The 17,158-nt window shown below is 65.6% G+C and carries 12 protein-coding genes; 5 read left to right on the top strand and 7 right to left on the bottom strand.

All coding sequences use genetic code 11. The features are described 5' to 3' along the window. The gene (gene mnxG, locus BLS27_RS01460) at nt 1-5,847 is read right to left on the bottom strand and encodes a manganese-oxidizing multicopper oxidase MnxG (RefSeq protein WP_043215047.1); all 5,847 of its coding nucleotides are present in this window, start codon (nt 5,845-5,847) and stop codon (nt 1-3) included. A gap of 268 nt (nt 5,848-6,115) precedes the next feature. Next, entirely contained in the window at nt 6,116-7,969 is a 1,854-nt protein-coding gene (locus BLS27_RS01455) for a sigma-54-dependent Fis family transcriptional regulator (protein WP_090342603.1), read from the bottom strand. Nucleotides 7,970-8,246: 277 nt separating this feature from the next. Between BLS27_RS01455 and BLS27_RS01450 the strand changes: the two genes are divergently transcribed. From BLS27_RS01450 to BLS27_RS01430, 5 genes are all read left to right on the top strand, one after another. Next, nucleotides 8,247-9,302, top strand: coding sequence for an ATP-NAD kinase family protein (locus BLS27_RS01450; protein WP_090342599.1), 1,056 nt, complete (start codon nt 8,247-8,249; stop codon nt 9,300-9,302). A gap of 22 nt (nt 9,303-9,324) precedes the next feature. After that, entirely contained in the window at nt 9,325-10,302 is a 978-nt protein-coding gene (locus BLS27_RS01445) for a thiamine pyrophosphate-dependent dehydrogenase E1 component subunit alpha (RefSeq protein WP_043215900.1), read from the top strand. Between the two features lie 33 nt (nt 10,303-10,335). After that, entirely contained in the window at nt 10,336-11,358 is a 1,023-nt protein-coding gene (locus tag BLS27_RS01440; protein WP_090342595.1) for an alpha-ketoacid dehydrogenase subunit beta, read from the top strand. Continuing rightward, nucleotides 11,355-12,461, top strand: coding sequence for an acetoin dehydrogenase dihydrolipoyllysine-residue acetyltransferase subunit (locus tag BLS27_RS01435; protein WP_090342591.1), 1,107 nt, complete (start codon nt 11,355-11,357; stop codon nt 12,459-12,461). The genes BLS27_RS01440 and BLS27_RS01435 overlap by 4 nt, the downstream gene beginning before the upstream one ends. A 170-nt stretch (nt 12,462-12,631) precedes the next feature. Then, complete coding sequence (locus tag BLS27_RS01430) at nt 12,632-13,018, top strand: VOC family protein (RefSeq protein ID WP_043215929.1); 387 nt, start codon at nt 12,632-12,634, stop codon at nt 13,016-13,018. On the opposite strand, the gene BLS27_RS01425 is transcribed toward BLS27_RS01430, so the two are convergent. From BLS27_RS01425 to BLS27_RS01405, 5 genes are read right to left on the bottom strand one after another with little or no spacing between them, the layout of a single operon-like run. After that, complete coding sequence (locus BLS27_RS01425) at nt 13,012-14,385, bottom strand: sensor histidine kinase (protein WP_090342588.1); 1,374 nt, start codon at nt 14,383-14,385, stop codon at nt 13,012-13,014. The genes BLS27_RS01430 and BLS27_RS01425 overlap by 7 nt on opposite strands. Further along, the gene (locus BLS27_RS01420; RefSeq protein ID WP_043214027.1) at nt 14,382-15,044 is read right to left on the bottom strand and encodes a response regulator; all 663 of its coding nucleotides are present in this window, start codon (nt 15,042-15,044) and stop codon (nt 14,382-14,384) included. Before BLS27_RS01420 ends, BLS27_RS01425 begins: the two co-directional genes overlap by 4 nt. A 2-nt stretch (nt 15,045-15,046) precedes the next feature. Then, nucleotides 15,047-15,688 carry a tetratricopeptide repeat protein gene (locus BLS27_RS01415; protein ID WP_090342585.1) on the bottom strand — a complete coding sequence of 214 codons (642 nt, stop codon included), beginning with the start codon at nt 15,686-15,688 and terminating at the stop codon, nt 15,047-15,049. After that, nucleotides 15,685-16,491, bottom strand: coding sequence for an SDR family oxidoreductase (locus BLS27_RS01410; RefSeq protein ID WP_043214031.1), 807 nt, complete (start codon nt 16,489-16,491; stop codon nt 15,685-15,687). The genes BLS27_RS01415 and BLS27_RS01410 overlap by 4 nt, the downstream gene beginning before the upstream one ends. Next, nucleotides 16,478-17,158 (bottom strand): iron-containing redox enzyme family protein, encoded by a 681-nt coding sequence (locus BLS27_RS01405; protein ID WP_090342580.1) that lies wholly within the window; start codon nt 17,156-17,158, stop codon nt 16,478-16,480. The genes BLS27_RS01410 and BLS27_RS01405 overlap by 14 nt, the downstream gene beginning before the upstream one ends.

Genomic DNA, 17,158 nt, shown 5'->3' with positions numbered 1-17,158 from the left:
TCATTGTGCCGGGGCGGTGGCCGGCGGGGCTTCATTGGTGACCCGCAAAATCCCCCACAGCCCGGAAAGGTTGCCGTAGGCCCCGTAGTCGCGGAACAGGTAGTCGCCCGGCACGCCGTTGGCGCCGCCTGCGCTGGGCAGCATGAAGCTGAAGTGCGCGGCCGGCAGCACGCTTTCCTGGGCGCCGATGTACATCGCCATCGGGTTGTAGCCAAAGCGCACCGAGCCGATGCCAGGCAACCCCATGGGGTAGCCATTGACGTCGCTCTTCTCCGCCTGGTGAGCGTGCAGTGGCCACAGGTGCCCATCGAGCTGGTAGATCATGCCGCGGCTGCCACCGCTGGGCATGAGGATGTGGTTGCGCAGCGGCTGGCCGGGCTTGGCCCAGAGCACCGGGGTCTGCGGGTCGCCACCGACCAGATCGTTGCTGTAGGCCATATGGGCGTTGGGCACATCGCCAAAGCCCAAGCCATCGGCACGGCCGAACGGCGAGTCAGGCGCCATGCCAAAGCGCAGCCACAAAGGCTCGGTCTTGTAGTTGACGGCCATGTTGCCGTTGTCCTGCGGGTCGCCCGCTGCGCCATTGCCCTCGGTGTTGATGCCCTCCACTGGCCGGCCATCGGCCCAGCGCATGTTCAGCGAGCGTTGCCACACCGTGACGAAGTCGCGGTAGTCCGGCTGGCCAGTGACCTTGACGGTGGCCTGGGCACGGCTGGCAGTGTCCTCGGTCCAGGTCGCGCTTTGGGGCAGGATGCTCATGGCGCCGACCAGACCTTTCTGCGGCTGCTTGATCACATCCGCCGGGGTCAGGTTGAGGCCGCCGAACTCGATGGCCGTGGTGTTGATGTTGTCCACCGTGCGGCCCAACTGCAGCACCGGTTTGCCTTCGCGCTCCAGGTGCCCGGCATAGAACTGGTACACCTTGCTGGGGTAGGCGCCACTGGTGCCCACGCGTGGCGGTACGGTCTGCACCGGGTTCAGGCCAACGTTGGCACCGTCGGACTTGGTGATGTCGTAGGCCAGCAGCTGGGCGTGCAGGCCCACGTGGCTCGATGGCCGCATCTGGTTGTTGTTGAACGCGGTGGAGCCTTCGCTGGCGTTGCGGTCGCGCTTGACCACCCCATGCATGACCGCGGTGCTGGCCAGATCCGGCATGACCATCGGCAGGCGGTTCTCCAGGGTGATGCTGATGCAGTCGCCGGAATTGGCGCGCAGCACCAGCGGCTCCACCGGGACGCCAGCCTTGAGCTTGCCGGTGGTCGGATCCAGGTCGGCCTTGCGCACGTACAGGATCGCGGTCGGGTCATGCAGCGGTGCGGCATGGCCACCGATGGTGAAGGTCTCGCCATCTTCCGGATCGACCCCAGACACTAGTGGGATGCTGGTCCGACGGCTGTTGAACACCAACGTGCCGCCGTTGGCCTTGAGCGGGCCGCCGACATGCTGGCCGATACCGGCCGGGTCGGCGATGCTGACCCCGTTGCGGTTCTCCAGGATGTCGTTGGCCAAAGCCGCAACCACTTCATAGCTGCGCTTGACCGTCGGCCGGCTGCCGATGCCATTGGCGTTGGCCGTGGTTTTCGGGCAGATGCCGTCGAACGCCACGGTGTTGCGCATGGCCACCGGTTGCGGGTTGTTCGGCAGCGCGAACAGGTCCGCGCGCTGGGCCGTGTAGTTGCGCATGAGGCCCCAGATGCCGTTCCAGTAACCCTCCAGCGCCGCATCGAGGGAGTACAGGTAGTCACCGTTGGTGGCGGCGGAACTGGAGATCATCGACACCGGCGCCATGAAGCCCAGCTGCTCGGAAATTCCGATCATTTGCGACGACTTCCAGCCCGAGTTGGAGCTGTTGCCGAAGCCAGAGCCGTTCTGCAGCCATTTCACGCCGTGCAGGGTGATGTTGTGCTCCTCCTCATGACCACCGGCATGCATGCGCAGCCGCACGTTGTCACCCGAATAGGTGCGCAGCATCGGGGTGAACGGGTCGCCCGGCTCGGTGCCCTGGTTGATGTGCGGCGGAAACAGCGTGGTGCCGCCGGTCGGCCCGACCGCCGAGGTGATCGCCGAGGGTGCCAGGTTCATCGCCGGGATGGCGCGGTCGGTGCGGCTTTGCATGGCGTAGGCCAGGTCGCCGGCCATGCCGTCGGCCTGCATGCCGCGCTTGCCATCCGGGCCGACCTTGTTCGGGTCGAACACGCGCAAGGCCAGTGGTTCGTTGCGGTAGTTGACGACGAACATGCCAGGGTCATCCACCGAGATCGCCTGCGGGCACGGACGGCTTGGGCAGCCTGGGGCCAGCCCGCCGCGCGACTCGACGATCGCTTCGAGCAGGTTGGAGGCCTTCTGCCGCACAGGCGGGTTGATAGCGTAGCGGAAGCTGTCAGCCGTGGCCGGATAAGCCTGGCCGTCAGGCTTGCCGTCCGGGCCTGCCCCCACATACACGCCCGCTTCATAGGCATGCTGGAAGTCGCTGTACTCCAGGAAGAACTCGCGATAGCTGTCATTCTTACCGTCACCGTCATGATCGCCGGTCTGGATCACCGCTTGCCACGAGGTCGGCCCGCCATCCTGGCGTGTGGCCGGGTTGTACAGCTTTTCGCCCGTTTCGGCGTGGTACCAGGTCGAGCCGGCAGGCTCGGCCAGCACCGTGGCGTACAGGCCCAGTTGCTGGTGGGTCGATGGGCCAAGGTGGTCGTGGGTGAAGATGGTGCCCAGGCCCCGGTCGACGTTATGCACGTTGATCAAAGGGTCGGCGAACCAACGCTGCATGGCGGTACGCGCGCCCAGCCAATCGGCCCGACCGAAGCGCCCGAAGTACGGGTGTTGCTTGGCTTTCGGGCAGGTGTCGGTGCCGTCGCGTGGATCGCCCTCGGTGCAGCCGTTGAAGCTGCGGATGGCCTGTATACGTTCGACCACACTGCCGGGCGAGAGGATGCCGTCTTCATAGTTCCAGCCGTTGGCCGAGCCGTCGGCAGCGGTCAGGTCCCACTTGGGCAGGTGGATGTGCTGACCGATCACGTCGGTCGGGGTGCGCACCTGGTAGTCGTCCATCTCGTAGAACGACGGGATCAGGTTCGTGTGCTGGTACATGGTGCAATCGAAGGTGTTCATGCGCATCACCAGCGGTTCCGGTGGGCGCTGCTTGGTAATCACCGGCCACGCGTCCTCCCACAGGGCGATGATGCGCGCCTGCGGGAAGTGGTAGCCGACCTTGTTGTACACCGCGTCGAACTGGATGTTGGCGCCCTTGTAGATGCGCGGACGGTCGGCGGTGAAGGTGGAACTGCCACGGAAGCTCATGGCGCCCAGACTTTCGCCGCTGATGAACTCGCCCACGCCTGAGGACTGGGTCAGGCGCTTGCCGCGGTCATCCATGCAAGGCTCGTAGTACGGCGCGCCGGCCGTGGGCAAGGCACCGTTGGTGCGGAAGTTGCGCGGTACCGGCGCGCTGCCGAGCATCAGCGCATAGCTGGGATGCTCGGCCTTGGCATGGAACTGCATGGCAGCCTGTTCGACGTCGGTGCCTTCTTCCGGCAGGTAGATCGGCTTGGCCTTTTGCACCGACTTGGAGAAGTCCAGCTTGGTGGTGGTGATCTCGGCTTCGCCGCCTGCGGAGACGCCGTCCAGCGCATGGCGGCCCAGGCCACCGTTCCAGCCGTCGACCTGGTTGGGGTCGAGGTTGGCCCACAGGGCCTTGCCGCTGTCCTTGAGCTGACGGGCCAGGGCCGGGTCGAGCATGTCCAGCGGCGGGGTCGGCGGACGTTGGCCGACACTGCTCTCCATGCCCCCGACCCAGAACGGATAGCCGGGGTTCTTCAGGGTGCCATCGGCGTTGCGATTGCTCTCGCTGCGATCGACCAGGGCCAGGGACCCCACGGCACGCGGCGCGTTGGTTTCCTGCGGATGATCGTCATCGCCCGCTTCAGGTTCGTCATCGTCGTCCTGCTCTGCCACGAGGGTCTCGGCCAGCTTCGGCACCACGGTGACCTTGCCAGGCATCGGCGCCATGGCCTTGCCGGGTAGCGGCACGATGGCCGGAATCGGCGTGCCGGCAATGATCTCGCCATCCGGCAACGCCCGCGCGCCTGCTGCCGGCTTGCCGCTGCGCAGGCCGAAAGGCACGGTATGGAAGCCATTTTCGCCTTCGCCGCTCACGGCCAGGCGGGTGCCCTGCTCGAATACATCGTGCACCCGCCACATAGCCCACATGCCTTGGGCGAAATGCGGATAGAAGTGGCAGTGATAGATAGCATCGCCCGCCACCCGGTTGCGGTTACCCGAGCCCCCGTTGGCGATTTCATAGGTATAGCCGCCACCGGCACCGATGCCTTGGGCATCGATGTAGTCGGAGTTGTCGTCGTTGGGGTTGAACAGCCATTGGTGGCCGTGCAGGTGGAAGATGTGCTGCTCATGGCCATTGTGGGTATTGCGGAATTTGGTGAAGTCACCGATGTAGCTGTGGTGCACGTTGGCCGGCTCCGAGGGGTACAGGGCCATGGTGGCCTTGACCCCGACCGCATTGGCCGGCGGCGTCTCGCCGGGGCGGATGTGCTCCAGGCCAACGTTGGCCGGGACATCCACCAAGGTGCCGACGTCGCCCACGGTGTGGGCACTGAGGAAGAATTCCTCGTAGGCGCAGGACAGGCAGTCATGCATCGGCCCTACGCCCAGGCGGTTGGCGATCACCTCGGCGCCCATGCCGCCGGAGCCGTAGTTGATCATGAACGAATCACGGGTCGGCTCCAGCACATGCCCCATCACCGGGTCCGCCCAGTAACCGGGGAAGGCCTGGGTACCGGCCACTTCATCGGCGAACTGCGAGGCGAAGTCGCGGAAGGCTTCCAGCCGGTTGGGCAGCGCCGGGTTGCGCTTGCCGATGGACTCCAGCGGGTAGGTCGAGGGCGGGAAACTACCGTCCTGGTTGGGGCCCATGACGATGGCGTCGGTTTCGCTGCTGAGGATCTCGTTGCCATCGACCATCGCGATGATCGGCTTGCCCGCCTTGCCTTCGGCGATCCATGGCTCGACCTGGGGATAGCGGGCGTTGTAGTCGATCACCGGCTGGCCGGTGGCGGTGCGGCCGGTGGTGGCCAGGCGCATTTCCTCTTCGGTCAGGGTGTTGCGAAAGGTTCGCCCATTCTTGGGAACCACCACCACCTGGCCGAACAGGCCGTTGGAGACATTGCCCGCCGTGCCTTCGCCGCCGAACGTGGCGCCCTTGCTGGTAGCGGCGAACGCGCCTTCACGCTCGGCATAGAGGGTGTAGCTGCGGGTGTTGCCCGGTGCCACCAGGAAGTTACCGTTGCGACCGGTGTTGGCGGCGATGTCGCTGATGCCGTTGACCGCCTGCATACCGTTGACCTGGAAGCCCACGAAGCGGTCGGTGACCTGCTCGTCGGCCACAGGCCCTTCGAGGTTTTCGATTTCCAGTTCCGGGGCTTGCTCGCCCTCGACTACGTTGTCTTCGGGATCGAAGCCATGTTTGTTGGGATTGGCCTGGTAGGCCAGCAGGTTAGTCAGGTTGACTGTCAGGCAGTCACCGGCCGCAACCCGCAGCACGATCGGCCGCGGACGCTTGTCCGGCCGCAAGGTGACCTTGCCGGGAACCGCCGCCCCGCCGTTGCTCAGCGGCACCAGGTGTTCGTCCACCACGTCCTGGCGCAGGGCGAAGATCATTCCATTGGCATTCTGTGCCCCCAGGCGGTTGAACATCAGCGGCTGATCCAGTGCCACTACGTTGGCCACCAGCGTGCGCTGGCACTGCACCGCAGCCTCGCTCACCGCGCCCCACCCCAGCAGGGTCAGGGCCAGTGAAGTCAGGACGGAGCCTTTCGACGGGGTCATCATGCTGCACCTCCGGAAAACACAGACGTTCTGCGCAAAGCCGGAGCAAGTGGCATGCCATAAATTTTTTATCGTTTTTTCAAAGGCTTAAGCTGACATTCAAAACCGACTGGGGAGGATTCCCCAGCTGATTCCCCGATTCGGGGGTAATGCGTCGAGATCGCATTGGAGCGAGCACCACACACTGCGCCAGGGCTAATCCCCCACAGAGGCTGCGCTGACCGGGTAGGAGCAGGTTCATCCGCGGATGGCGCACAGGCCTACCGATACCTCAACAGCCTTTCATCCTCGGCATCTCGATGCCGTGCTCGTGTACACGCCGGTACAGGGTCGCCCGTGAGATGCCCAGTGCCTTGGCCGCATCTGCCGGTTTCCAGCGATGCCGAATCAACGCATCGAGCAGCAACTGGCGCGCAGGGTCGCAGGTCGTCTCGGCAGCTGTCGCACCCACGCCGCGCACCGCTTCGGGCAGATCCTCGCGCCTCACCTGCCCGCCATCGCAGACCGCACAGGCGTAGCGCAGCACCTGGCGCAACTGGCGCAGGTTGCCCGGCCAGTGATAGGTGAGCAGCGCTTCGAGCGCTGCGTCCGTCAGTGTCACATCGACGCCGCAGGCCGCGGCTTCCTCGGCCAACAGTCGATGAATCAACCCCAACCGGTCGTGCCGCTCGCGCAGCGGTGGCAACTCGAAGCGTGCATTGGCCAGGCGGAAGTACAGGTCCTCGCGAAAACGCCCCTCGGCCACCATCGCAGCCAGATCCCGATGGGTGGCGCAGATCACCTGCATGTCCACCCGCTGGCGACGTGCCGCGCCCAAAGGTGCCACTTCACCTTCGGCCAATACCCGCAACAGACGCGTCTGCAGGTTCAAGGGCATGTCGCCGATTTCGTCGAGAAACAGCGTACCGCCATCGGCCTGCTGCAAAAGGCCTTGCATGCCCTTGCTCGACGCGCCGGTAAAGGCCCCGGCCACATAACCGAACAGTTCGCTCTCGATGAGGTTTTCCGGGATCGCCGCGCAGTTGAGGGTGACGAAAGGCCCTTCACGGCGCAGGCTTTGCTGGTGCACCTGGCGGGCGAAGACTTCTTTGCCCACACCGGTCTCGCCTTGCACCAGCACGGCCAGGTTGCAGTCCTTCACCCGCGTGGCCAAGCGCAGGTGCTGCTCGATGCGCGTGTCCTGGGCCGGCTGCACCACCGCTGGCCGGGCCCGGCGCTGGGGTGCACTCACCCGGCCATAGAGCCCGCCCCAGCCAGGCAGGCGCTGGGCGCAGGCATCGCTGGCATCGCGCAGTTGGTCGAGGTCGAACAATTCACCGATATGCACCGGCAGCCGCCCAAGGCCCTCCAGCAGGCGCTGGCGAGCCAGGCTGTTGATCGCCTGCAGGCGACCATCGGCATCCCAGGCCAGCAGATAGTCCGGTTGGCTTTCCACGTAACCGGGGGTGCCGTGGGCGCGCATCACCCAGTGGCCTTGGGCGTTGTGCATGAAAAACGCGTTTTCGATCTCGCGTGCGGTCTGCTCCACCAACTGGCGGATCAGGTGCTGGCTGCGCCGGTCGTCCGGTGACTGCAACGCAGACACATCCACCACGCCCAGCAACTCCCCCTGCGGATCGAACACCGGCGCGGCCGTGCAGGTCAGGCCGATGAACGCAGCGCGAAAGTGATCGCGCTTGTGCACCGTGATCGGCGCCTTGCTGGTCAACACCGCCGCCACCCCGCAGGTGCCCTCTTCGCCTTCCGACCAGCACGTGCCCAAGTACAGCCCGGCCTTGCGGCAGTCGTTGCGGATGGCCGACTCGACCCGATAGTCGATGGTGCGCCCTTGGGCGTCGGTGAGCAGTACACAGTAGTCGGCACCGCGCACTTGCGCGTGCAAGCGGGCCACAGCGTCGCTGGCAATGCGCAGGAACAGCTCGGCACGCTCACGGCACTCGTTGAGCACCGCCTGGGACAGGATGCGCGGCCCCTGCAAGGATCCAGGATCAAGGCGGTACAGGTCCATGGAGCGGCGCCACGAGTCGAGGATCAGCGTCGGCACCGGCGCCTGGGGCAGGCGCTCGGCGTTCTTCAGCACCCGACTGACGCAATCGACATGGGCTCGGGAGTTCGCGGCAAGCATTGGGCCTCCGGTTCTCATGTTCTTGTCGTTGTGCGGCCATTAAGCGCCTGCAAGCCGTGCCCGACAAGCGCCGCGTGATCATCGGCCGACCTGAGACGCTGCGTCTCAGCGTCTCGCCTGCGTCCGGGCCTGGCTGGCACCCGGCGTCTCGCCCGGCACTGCGCCAATCGCGGCCAGAGAAACATGTAGACGCTCTGCCACAGGCCTTACAGGCGAGCCAGGCCAACCTGGCACTGCGCTTGCTCAAGCACTGGCAAACAAGAAACCGAGGTGCGCCATGCCGCAACCTGCCCCGACCATCGGCATCATCGCCAACCCAGCCTCCGGCCGCGACTTGCGCCGCCTGACCGCCAACGCCGGGCTTTGTTCGAGTACCGACAAGGCCTCGGCCATCCAGCGCCTGCTCGCCGCCTTCGGCGCCACCGGCATCGCCCAGGTACTGCTGCCAACCGACATGACCGGCATCGCCGCCGCCGTACTCAAGGCCAGCGCCGGCCCGATCGCCCGCAGCCAACACTGGCCCGCCCTGGAAGTACTCGACCTGCCGCTCACCCAGACCGTGGCCGATACGCGCCTGGCCACCCGCCGCATGGTCGAGCGCGGCGTGGCGATGATCGCCGTGCTCGGCGGTGACGGCACTCACAAGGCGGTGGCCACCGAGGCCGGTGACGTACCCCTGCTGACCTTGTCCACCGGCACCAACAATGCCTTCCCCGAGCTGCGCGAGGCCACCAGCGCGGGCCTGGCCGGAGGGCTGCAAGCAACTGGACGAGTCCCGGCCGGAATCGGCCTGCGCCGCAACAAGCGTCTGTTGGTGCACGTCCCCGAACAGGGCCTGTGCGAGTGGGCGCTGGTGGAGGTCGCCGTATCGCCCCAGCGCTTCATCGGCGCCCGCGCCCTGAGCCGCAGCGATGACCTGGCCGAGGTATTTGCCTGCTTCGCCGAACCCCACGCCATCGGTCTCTCGGCCCTGTGCGGATTATGGTGCCCGGTGTCGCGCCAGGACCGGCATGGCGCCTGGGTGCACTTGGACGCCGACAGCGAACAGGCCCTGCTCGCGCCCCTGGCCCCTGGCCTGCTGCAAGCGTGCGGCATCAACGCCTGCGGCCCGCTGGAGCCCGGCGTCGCCTACCCCTTGACCCTCGCCAGCGGCACCCTGGCGCTCGATGGCGAGCGCGAGATCGAATTCGCCCCCCACGACACCCCCACCGTGACCCTCGATGCCAACGGCCCCCTCACGGTCGATGTCGAGGCCGTGCTGGCCTACGCCGCCCGCCATCACCTGCTGGAGGTCCCTCGCGATCACCGGCACTTCGCTGCACACCCGTGTTGAGACAACCCTGGAGAACAACAAGATGTCCACTCACCTCAGTTCCGAACAATTGCTGCATGCCTATGAAGTGATGCGCACCATCCGTGCCTTCGAAGAACGCCTGCACGTGGAGTTCGCCACCGGCGAGATTCCTGGCTTCGTCCACCTCTATGCCGGCGAAGAAGCCTCTGCTGCCGGGGTCATGGCCCACCTGCGCGACAGCGACTGCATCGCCTCGACCCATCGCGGCCATGGCCATTGCATCGCCAAGGGCGTGGACGTGTACGGCATGATGGCCGAGATCTACGGCAAGAAGACCGGGGTCTGTGGCGGCAAGGGCGGCTCGATGCACATCGCCGACCTGGAAAAAGGCATGCTCGGCGCCAATGGGATCGTCGGTGCCGGCGCTCCACTGGTGGCTGGCGCTGCCCTGGCAGCCAAGATCAAGGGCCGCGATGACGTGTCGGTGGCCTTCTTCGGCGATGGCGCCTCCAATGAAGGGGCGGTGTTCGAGGCGATGAACCTGGCCTCGATCATGAACCTGCCCTGCATCTTCGTCGCCGAAAACAATGGCTACGCCGAGGCCACCGCGTCGACCTGGTCGGTGGCGTGCGATCACATTGCCGACCGCGCCGCCGGCTTCGGCATGCCCGGCGTGACCATCGATGGATTTGATTTCTTCGCCGTGTACGAGGCCGCCGGGGCGGCCATCGAGCGCGCCCGCGCAGGGCAAGGTCCGTCGCTGATCGAGGTCAAGCTCAGCCGCTACTACGGCCACTTCGAAGGCGACGCCCAGACCTACCGTGCCCCGGACGAGGTGAAGAACCTGCGCGAACAACGCGACTGCCTGCTGCAGTTTCGCAACAAGACCACCCACGCCGGCCTGCTCACCCACGACCAGCTCGATGCCATCGACGCCCGCGTCGAGGATTTGATCGAAGACGCCGTGCGCCGTGCCAAGTCCGATCCCAAGCCACAGCCCGCCGACCTGCTCACCGACGTCTACGTCGCCTACCCATGAGCTGCGGATTACAAGAACAACAGGAGAACCACCATGGCAAGAAAGATCAGCTACCAGCAGGCCATCAACGAAGCGCTGGCGCAGGAAATGCGCCGCGACAGCACGGTGTTCATCATCGGCGAAGACGTGGCTGGCGGCGCCGGCGCCCCCGGTGAGGACGATGCCTGGGGCGGTGTGCTCGGCGTCACCAAGGGCCTCTACCATCAGTTTCCTGGCCGCGTGCTGGACGCGCCCTTGTCGGAAATCGGTTACGTGGGCGCTGCCGTCGGCGCCGCGACCCAAGGCCTGCGGCCGGTGTGCGAACTGATGTTCGTGGATTTCGCTGGCTGCTGCCTGGACCAGATCCTCAACCAAGCGGCGAAATTCCGCTACATGTTCGGCGGCAAGGCAGTCACCCCCCTGGTGATGCGCACCATGTACGGCGCGGGCCTGCGTGCCGCCGCCCAGCATTCGCAGATGCTCACCTCCCTGTGGACCCACATCCCTGGTCTGAAGGTGGTCTGCCCATCCTCGCCCTATGACGCCAAAGGCTTGTTGATCCAGGCGATCCGCGACAACGACCCGGTGATCTTCTGCGAGCACAAGTTGCTCTATGGCTTGCAGGGCGAGGTGCCCGAGGAGGTCTACAGCATCCCGTTCGGCGAGGCCAACTTCCTGCGTGACGGCGACGACGTGACCCTGGTGACCTACGGTCGCATGGTCCATGTGGCCATGGAAGCGGCCGCCAACCTGGCGCGTCAGGGCATCGACTGCGAAGTGCTGGACCTGCGCACGACCAGCCCGCTGGACGAAGACAGCATCCTTGAAAGCGTCGAGAAGACCGGTCGGCTGGTGGTGATCGACGAAGCCAACCCGCGTTGCTCCATGGCCACCGACATCAGTGCCCTGGTGGCGCAGAAGGCCTTCGGCGCCCTCAAGGGCCCGATCGAGATGGTCACCGCGCCCCACACACCGGTGCCCTTCTCGGACGCACTCGAAGACCTGTACATACCGGACGCTACGAAAATCGAAATCGCCGTGCGCAAGGTGATCGAAGCCACAAGGAGCGCCGCATGAGCCAGATCCATACCCTGACCATGCCCAAATGGGGGCTGTCGATGACCGAAGGCCGGGTCGACACCTGGCTCAAGCAGGAAGGCGACGTCATCAATAAAGGCGATGAAGTGCTGGACGTTGAGACCGACAAGATCAGCAGCAGCGTCGAGGCGCCGTTCAGCGGCGTGCTGCGCCGCGTCGTGGCAAGGCCTGACGAAACCCTGCCAGTGGGCGCCCTGCTGGCGGTGGTGGTCGAAGGCGAAGCCGACGAGGCACAGATCGACGCGGTGGTACAGCGCTTCCAGGCCGAGTTCGTCGCCGAGGGCAGTGCCGATCAAAGCCAGGGGCCGGTCCCGCAGAAGGCCGAGGTAGGCAATCGCTTGCTGCGCTGGTTCGAACTCGGCGAAGGCGGCACGCCGCTGGTGCTGGTACATGGCTTTGGCGGTGACCTCAACAACTGGCTGTTCAATCACCCGACCTTGGCCGGCGAGCGCCGCGTCATCGCCCTCGACCTGCCCGGCCACGGCGAATCGACCAAAGCCCTGCAACAGGGGGATCTGGATGAATTGAGCGAAGCGGTGTTGGCGTTGCTCGACCACCTGGACATTCCCCGCGCCCATTTCGTCGGCCATTCCATGGGCGGCGCCGTGAGCCTGAACCTCACCCGCCTGGCTCCCCAGCGGGTGGCGAGCCTGGGGCTGATCGCCAGCGCGGGCCTTGGCGAATCGATCAATGCAGGCTACCTGCAAGCCTTCGTCGAGGCCGGCAGCCGCAATGCCCTCAAGCCCGCGATGAGCCAGCTGTTCGCCGACCCGGGCCTGGTGACCCGGCAAATGCTCGAGGACATGCTCAAGTTCAAGCGCCTGGAAGGCGTCGACAGCGCCTTGCGCCAACTGGCCTCGGCCATTGCCGACGGTAATCGGCAACGGCACGATCTGCGCGGCGTTTTGGGACAGCATCCGGTGCTGGTGATCTGGGGCGCGGAGGACGCGATCATTCCGGCCACCCAGGCCCAGGGGCTGGACGCCGAGACGGTGGTGATTCCAGGAATGGGCCATATGGTGCAGATGGAGGCGGCCGAGCAGGTCAACCAGCGGTTGCTGGCGTTCCTGCGCCAACACTGAGTCCAGGGCCGCCCCGCGGCCCTTTCAACACCCGGGACGGCGGCGTGCTGGCGACGCCGCTGTGTCCGCAGCACCTGGATGCAATACTGGGCTCACCCATACAGGGAGTGGTGAACGTGTCCAGAGCGTCTTTACTTGCAGGTAACTGCCCGCAGAACGGACGCACGCCTATGAAGATCGTGATCACCAGCATTCTGGTCGACGACCAAGCCAAGGCCCTTGCCTTCTACCACTATGTGCTGGGGTTCGAACCCAAGCATGACATTCCCATGGGCCAGCACCGCTGGCTGACCCTCACCTCGCCCAACGACCCCAACGGTGTGGAGTTGCTACTCGAACCCGATGCCCATCCCGCCGCCAAGACCTACAAGACCGCCCTCAAGCAGGATGGCATCCCGGCCACGTCTTTCGGGGTGCGCGATATCCAGGCCGAGTACACCCGCCTGTGCGCAGCCGGGGTGCGCTTCACCCAACCGCCGACCGCCATGGGCCCGGTGACCGTGGCCGTGTTCGACGACACCTGTGGCAACCTGATCCAGATCGCCCAGCGTCACTGAGACGTGCCGGCCTCCAGGCGCACGGTCGCCCGCAGCCCATGGGGGGCAACGTTGCACAGCTGCACGCTGCCACCCAGGCGCTTGGCGATCATGCTGACGATCGACAACCCCAACCCCGCGCCATTGGCGGAATCCTTGCTGTAGAAGCGTTCGAACACCCGCTCGAGGTCCGCTTCGTCGATTCCGGGCCCTTCATCCTCCACGCAGAGCAGTACCTGTTCTTCGACCTGCGCCAGCGACACGCGGATCCGGCCGCCAGGCGGGGAATGGTTCACCGCATTGGTCAACAGGTTCTGCAGAGCGATGGCCAAGGCGCTGGCATCGGTTGCCAGGTGATAGTCACCGGGGGCGATGTCCAGCGAAGGCTCCTGGCCCTGCTCGAGAATCCATGGCGTCAGCTCGGCCAGATGCTCGGTCACCAGTTCCTCCAGATCGATCACCTCCCGGTTGTGCTGCGCCAGGCGCGGTTCCAACCGTGCCAGGGTCAGCAACTGGTTGACCACCCGGCCAAGCCTATCGACACCTGCAATCAAAAAGCCCAAGGCCTTTTGCCGTTCCTCCTCGGAGGTGGCGGTCTGGGCGTTCTGCGCATGCAGGCGCAGGATCGCCAAGGGCGTACGCATTTCGTGGGCGGCATCGGCGATGAAGCGGTGCTCGCGGCGCAGCAACTGCTCGATCTGTGCCAGCAGCCGGTTGATGGCCGCCTGCATCGGCTCAAGCTCGCGCGGCAACGGCACCAGTTGCAGCGGCGCCAGGGATTCGGCGTGCCGCCCGCGGATGACCTGGGCCATGTTCTGCAGCGGCATCAGGCCGCGACCGATGGCCAACCATACCAACAGCGCCAGTGCCAGGCTGCCCAACAGAAACGGCAGGAGGGTGTGGCGTACGATCCGCCCGACCAGGTCGGCGCGCACATCGCTACGCTCCCCCACCCAGATGATCCAGTGCTGGTCGGGCACCGGCAGGACAAAACTGCGCCATTGCCGTCCATCCACCACCACATCGGAAAACCCTGGCGTGGCCGGCGGCGTGACGAATGCTGGCGCGCTCGGTGTACGCACCAGCAACGGGCCATCGTCGCGCCAGACCTGAAACGCAAGCTTGCTCTCGTAGGGGTGCCCGACCCCGCGCCGCCCGGCCTTGCCCAAGGCAACGTCCAAGGCTTGATAGAGGTCTTCGCGGTGCTGCTCGTGCAGTGGCAGGCTCAACACGCCCTGCAGCAGCCGGGCGTTCTGTGCCAGATGGGCGTCATAGACCTCGGCAATTTCGTGGCGACTGTCGTGATAGTTGTACAGGGCCAGCAAAGCACTGCCGAGCACCAGCACCAGCATGACCCGCCATAAGGTGCGTCGACGCAGCGAACTCATGGCTTGCCTTCCACCAGGTAGCCGATGCCACGCACGGTACGGATCAGCCCGTTGAACAGCTTTTTGCGTAGGTGATAGATGTGCACTTCCAGGGTATTGCTCTCCGGTTCTTCACCCCAGCCATACAGCAGCTGGGTCAAGCGCTCGCGGGTGAATACCTTGCCCGGCTGGGCCAGCAACTCGTGCAGCAGCCGGTACTCGTTGGGCGTGAGCACCACCGGTTGGCCGTTGTAACTGACCTGCTGAGTCGCCGGGTCCAGCGCGACCCCGGCATGTTCGATCACCAGCCGGGCCCGGCCGGCACTGCGGCGCAACAAGGCGCGCAGACGGGCCTTGAGCTCGTTGAGATCGAACGGCTTGATCAGGTAGTCGTCGGCGCCGGCGTCCAGCCCTGCGATCCGGTCTTCGGTGGCATCACGCGCCGTGAGGATCAACACCGGCACCGCATTGCCGTCCAAGCGCACACGCCGAAGCAGTTCGACGCCATCCAGGCGCGGCAACCCCAGATCCAGCACCACCAGGTCAAAAGGCTCATGGCGCAGGGCGTGCAGCGCGTTGATGCCGTCCTGCAACCAGTCGAGCGTATAGCCCTCCTGGCGCAAGCCGTCGCAAATCCCCTCCCCCAATGCCCTGTCATCCTCCACCAGCAGCAGCCGCATGTTCAGTCCTGTTTGTCTTGGATGCTCTTGAGTAAAGCATCGATTTCCTGACGCCGGCCCTGGTCCGCCAGCTCCCGTCCGGGTCGGGCCGGTGCCTGACGTGCCTTGAGCAAGGCCGCTCTGGCCTGGGCATAGTGGCCTTCGCGCACCAGATGGTCGGCCCAGAAGTAATTGCTGTCGATCCCTTCGGGGTTGAGCGCCAGTGCCTTGCGCAGCATCGCCTCGGCCTTGTCGCTGTCACCGAACCCGATGGGCCAGCCCGGCACCTGGTCGTACAACGCCCCAAGGCTGGTATAGGCCGAGCCCTGGAGGGCGGCCGGGTCCATGGCGATGGCCTTTTCCAGACTGGCGCGGGCAGCCTTGACCTTGCCCAGCGCCCCCAGACCGCCCGTGGCGCCAGCCCAACTGCTGTTGACGATGCCGTCCCAGATCAGCGCCTCAGGCGAGCTTGGGTATTGGCGCGCGAACGCACCGCTGTCAGCGGCGAGTTTTTCCAGCGCATCGGCGCGCTGGGCCTTGGGCAATGTGTACTGGATCTGCGCCCAGCGCTGCTGGACATCCGTCAGACGCTGGGTACCCGCCTGGTCCAGGGCCCAGGTGAAGGGGGCGACGGCCAGCAGGCCGGCGAGGATCAGGTATCTCATTTGTTCGACTCCTTGCTGTTGGCATCGCTGTAGCGGCGGATCAACGGCAACTGCTTGCGCAGCGCCCGGTCGACTATGCCGGGCAGCATGCCGTTGAGGCGCACGAAGAGTTTTTCCGGCCAGCCCAGGTACAACTCGCTACGCTCGGCCTGCACGGCGTCGAGTACGGCCTTGGCGACGTCGCCTGGGTCATCCATCCCGACCTTGAGCGCTTGGTTCAAAGCGGTGGCGGCGCTGCTGTTCATGCTGGTTCGGGTCGCCCGGGGTGCGGCGTACAGCACGTTCACCGAGGTGTCGGCAAGCTCCCGGCGCAGGGCTTCGGAGAACCCGCGCAAGGCGAACTTGCTGGCACTGTAGGTGGCATAGCCGGGGTAGCCGATCGAGCCGTAGATGGAGCCGACGTTCACCACTAACGCCCGGGGTTGCTCGCGCAGCAGTGGCAGCAACCCGCAGGTCAGCTGCAGGGTGGCCTTGATGTTGAGGTCGATCAGGTCATCCAGGGCTGCCTCGTCGAGTTGCTCGAACAGCGCGAAACGATTGACGCCGGCGGCATTGATCAGCAGATTGGCCCCGCCGTGGGCGCGTGCCGCAGCGATCACGGCCTGGCGCCCGGCCGGGCTGCGCAGATCGGCCGATTGCCAACGCAACTGCTGGGGGTAGCGGTTCATCAGCCCCGCCAGCGGGCCCATGTGCCGGCTGACCGCCAGCACCCTGGCTCCGGCCGCGCACAGCTGGCTCGCCAGCTCAAGGCCAATGCCACCGCTGGCCCCGGTCAGTACCGCCGAGCATTCAGACAGACGCATGGCGCACCTCTTGCCCGGTGGCACGCGGCAGGCCCTGGAACATCTCGGTGTACAGCCGGTACACCACTTGGGCGGCGTGGATCACCGCCTCCTGGTCTTCGGGTTGGTCCAGACGATCCATCAGGCCGCGGTAGGTGACCATGTGGTCCTGGTCCAGCGCGCCGTGGGAACTGAGGTAGCTGAAAGCCTTGTCCGGCAGACCAAGGCTGCTCTGGATGGTGCCTGCAGCCTGGGTGGCCAGGGCAATGCTGGTGCCTTCGAGCACGTTGACCATGCCGAACAGCCCCACCGGGTTGCCCCGGGCGATGGTGTCATAGAGAAACGCCACCATCAGTTCGATCGGCAGCGCCGGGCGGCTGTTGCGCACTTGGTCGGGGGCACCGCCGCAGGCCGCGATGTCATCTAGGATCCAACGCTCGTGGCCGTATTCTTCATCGATGTATTCGCACACCGCACCGCGCAGCCATTCCAGGCGCACGGGCAGTCGTGCGCCGCAGGCCATCATCAGCGGCACGGTATGGCGCACGTGGTGATAGGCCTGGGTCAGGAAAGCCACGTAACCCTCCAGACTGACGGTACCGGCGAGTGCATCGCGAATGACAGGCACGCTGAACAGGGCGCCGCGTTCCTGGGTGGTTCGTGCTTGGAGGGTTTCAAAGAAGGACAT

The organism is Pseudomonas guariconensis (genome assembly GCF_900102675.1).
Lineage (GTDB): Bacteria > Pseudomonadota > Gammaproteobacteria > Pseudomonadales > Pseudomonadaceae > Aquipseudomonas > Aquipseudomonas guariconensis.
This window is presented reverse-complemented; position numbering and strand designations above follow the sequence as displayed.

Coding starts and splice junctions, on each gene's coding strand:
- mnxG (WP_043215047.1), bottom strand. CDS start 5,847: ATGATGACCCCGTCGAAAGGCTCCGTCCTGACTTCACTGGCCCTGACC.
- BLS27_RS01455 (WP_090342603.1), bottom strand. CDS start 7,969: ATGCTTGCCGCGAACTCCCGAGCCCATGTCGATTGCGTCAGTCGGGTG.
- BLS27_RS01450 (WP_090342599.1), top strand. CDS start 8,247: ATGCCGCAACCTGCCCCGACCATCGGCATCATCGCCAACCCAGCCTCC.
- BLS27_RS01445 (WP_043215900.1), top strand. CDS start 9,325: ATGTCCACTCACCTCAGTTCCGAACAATTGCTGCATGCCTATGAAGTG.
- BLS27_RS01440 (WP_090342595.1), top strand. CDS start 10,336: ATGGCAAGAAAGATCAGCTACCAGCAGGCCATCAACGAAGCGCTGGCG.
- BLS27_RS01435 (WP_090342591.1), top strand. CDS start 11,355: ATGAGCCAGATCCATACCCTGACCATGCCCAAATGGGGGCTGTCGATG.
- BLS27_RS01430 (WP_043215929.1), top strand. CDS start 12,632: ATGAAGATCGTGATCACCAGCATTCTGGTCGACGACCAAGCCAAGGCC.
- BLS27_RS01425 (WP_090342588.1), bottom strand. CDS start 14,385: ATGAGTTCGCTGCGTCGACGCACCTTATGGCGGGTCATGCTGGTGCTG.
- BLS27_RS01420 (WP_043214027.1), bottom strand. CDS start 15,044: ATGCGGCTGCTGCTGGTGGAGGATGACAGGGCATTGGGGGAGGGGATT.
- BLS27_RS01415 (WP_090342585.1), bottom strand. CDS start 15,688: ATGAGATACCTGATCCTCGCCGGCCTGCTGGCCGTCGCCCCCTTCACC.
- BLS27_RS01410 (WP_043214031.1), bottom strand. CDS start 16,491: ATGCGTCTGTCTGAATGCTCGGCGGTACTGACCGGGGCCAGCGGTGGC.
- BLS27_RS01405 (WP_090342580.1), bottom strand. CDS start 17,158: ATGTCCTTCTTTGAAACCCTCCAAGCACGAACCACCCAGGAACGCGGC.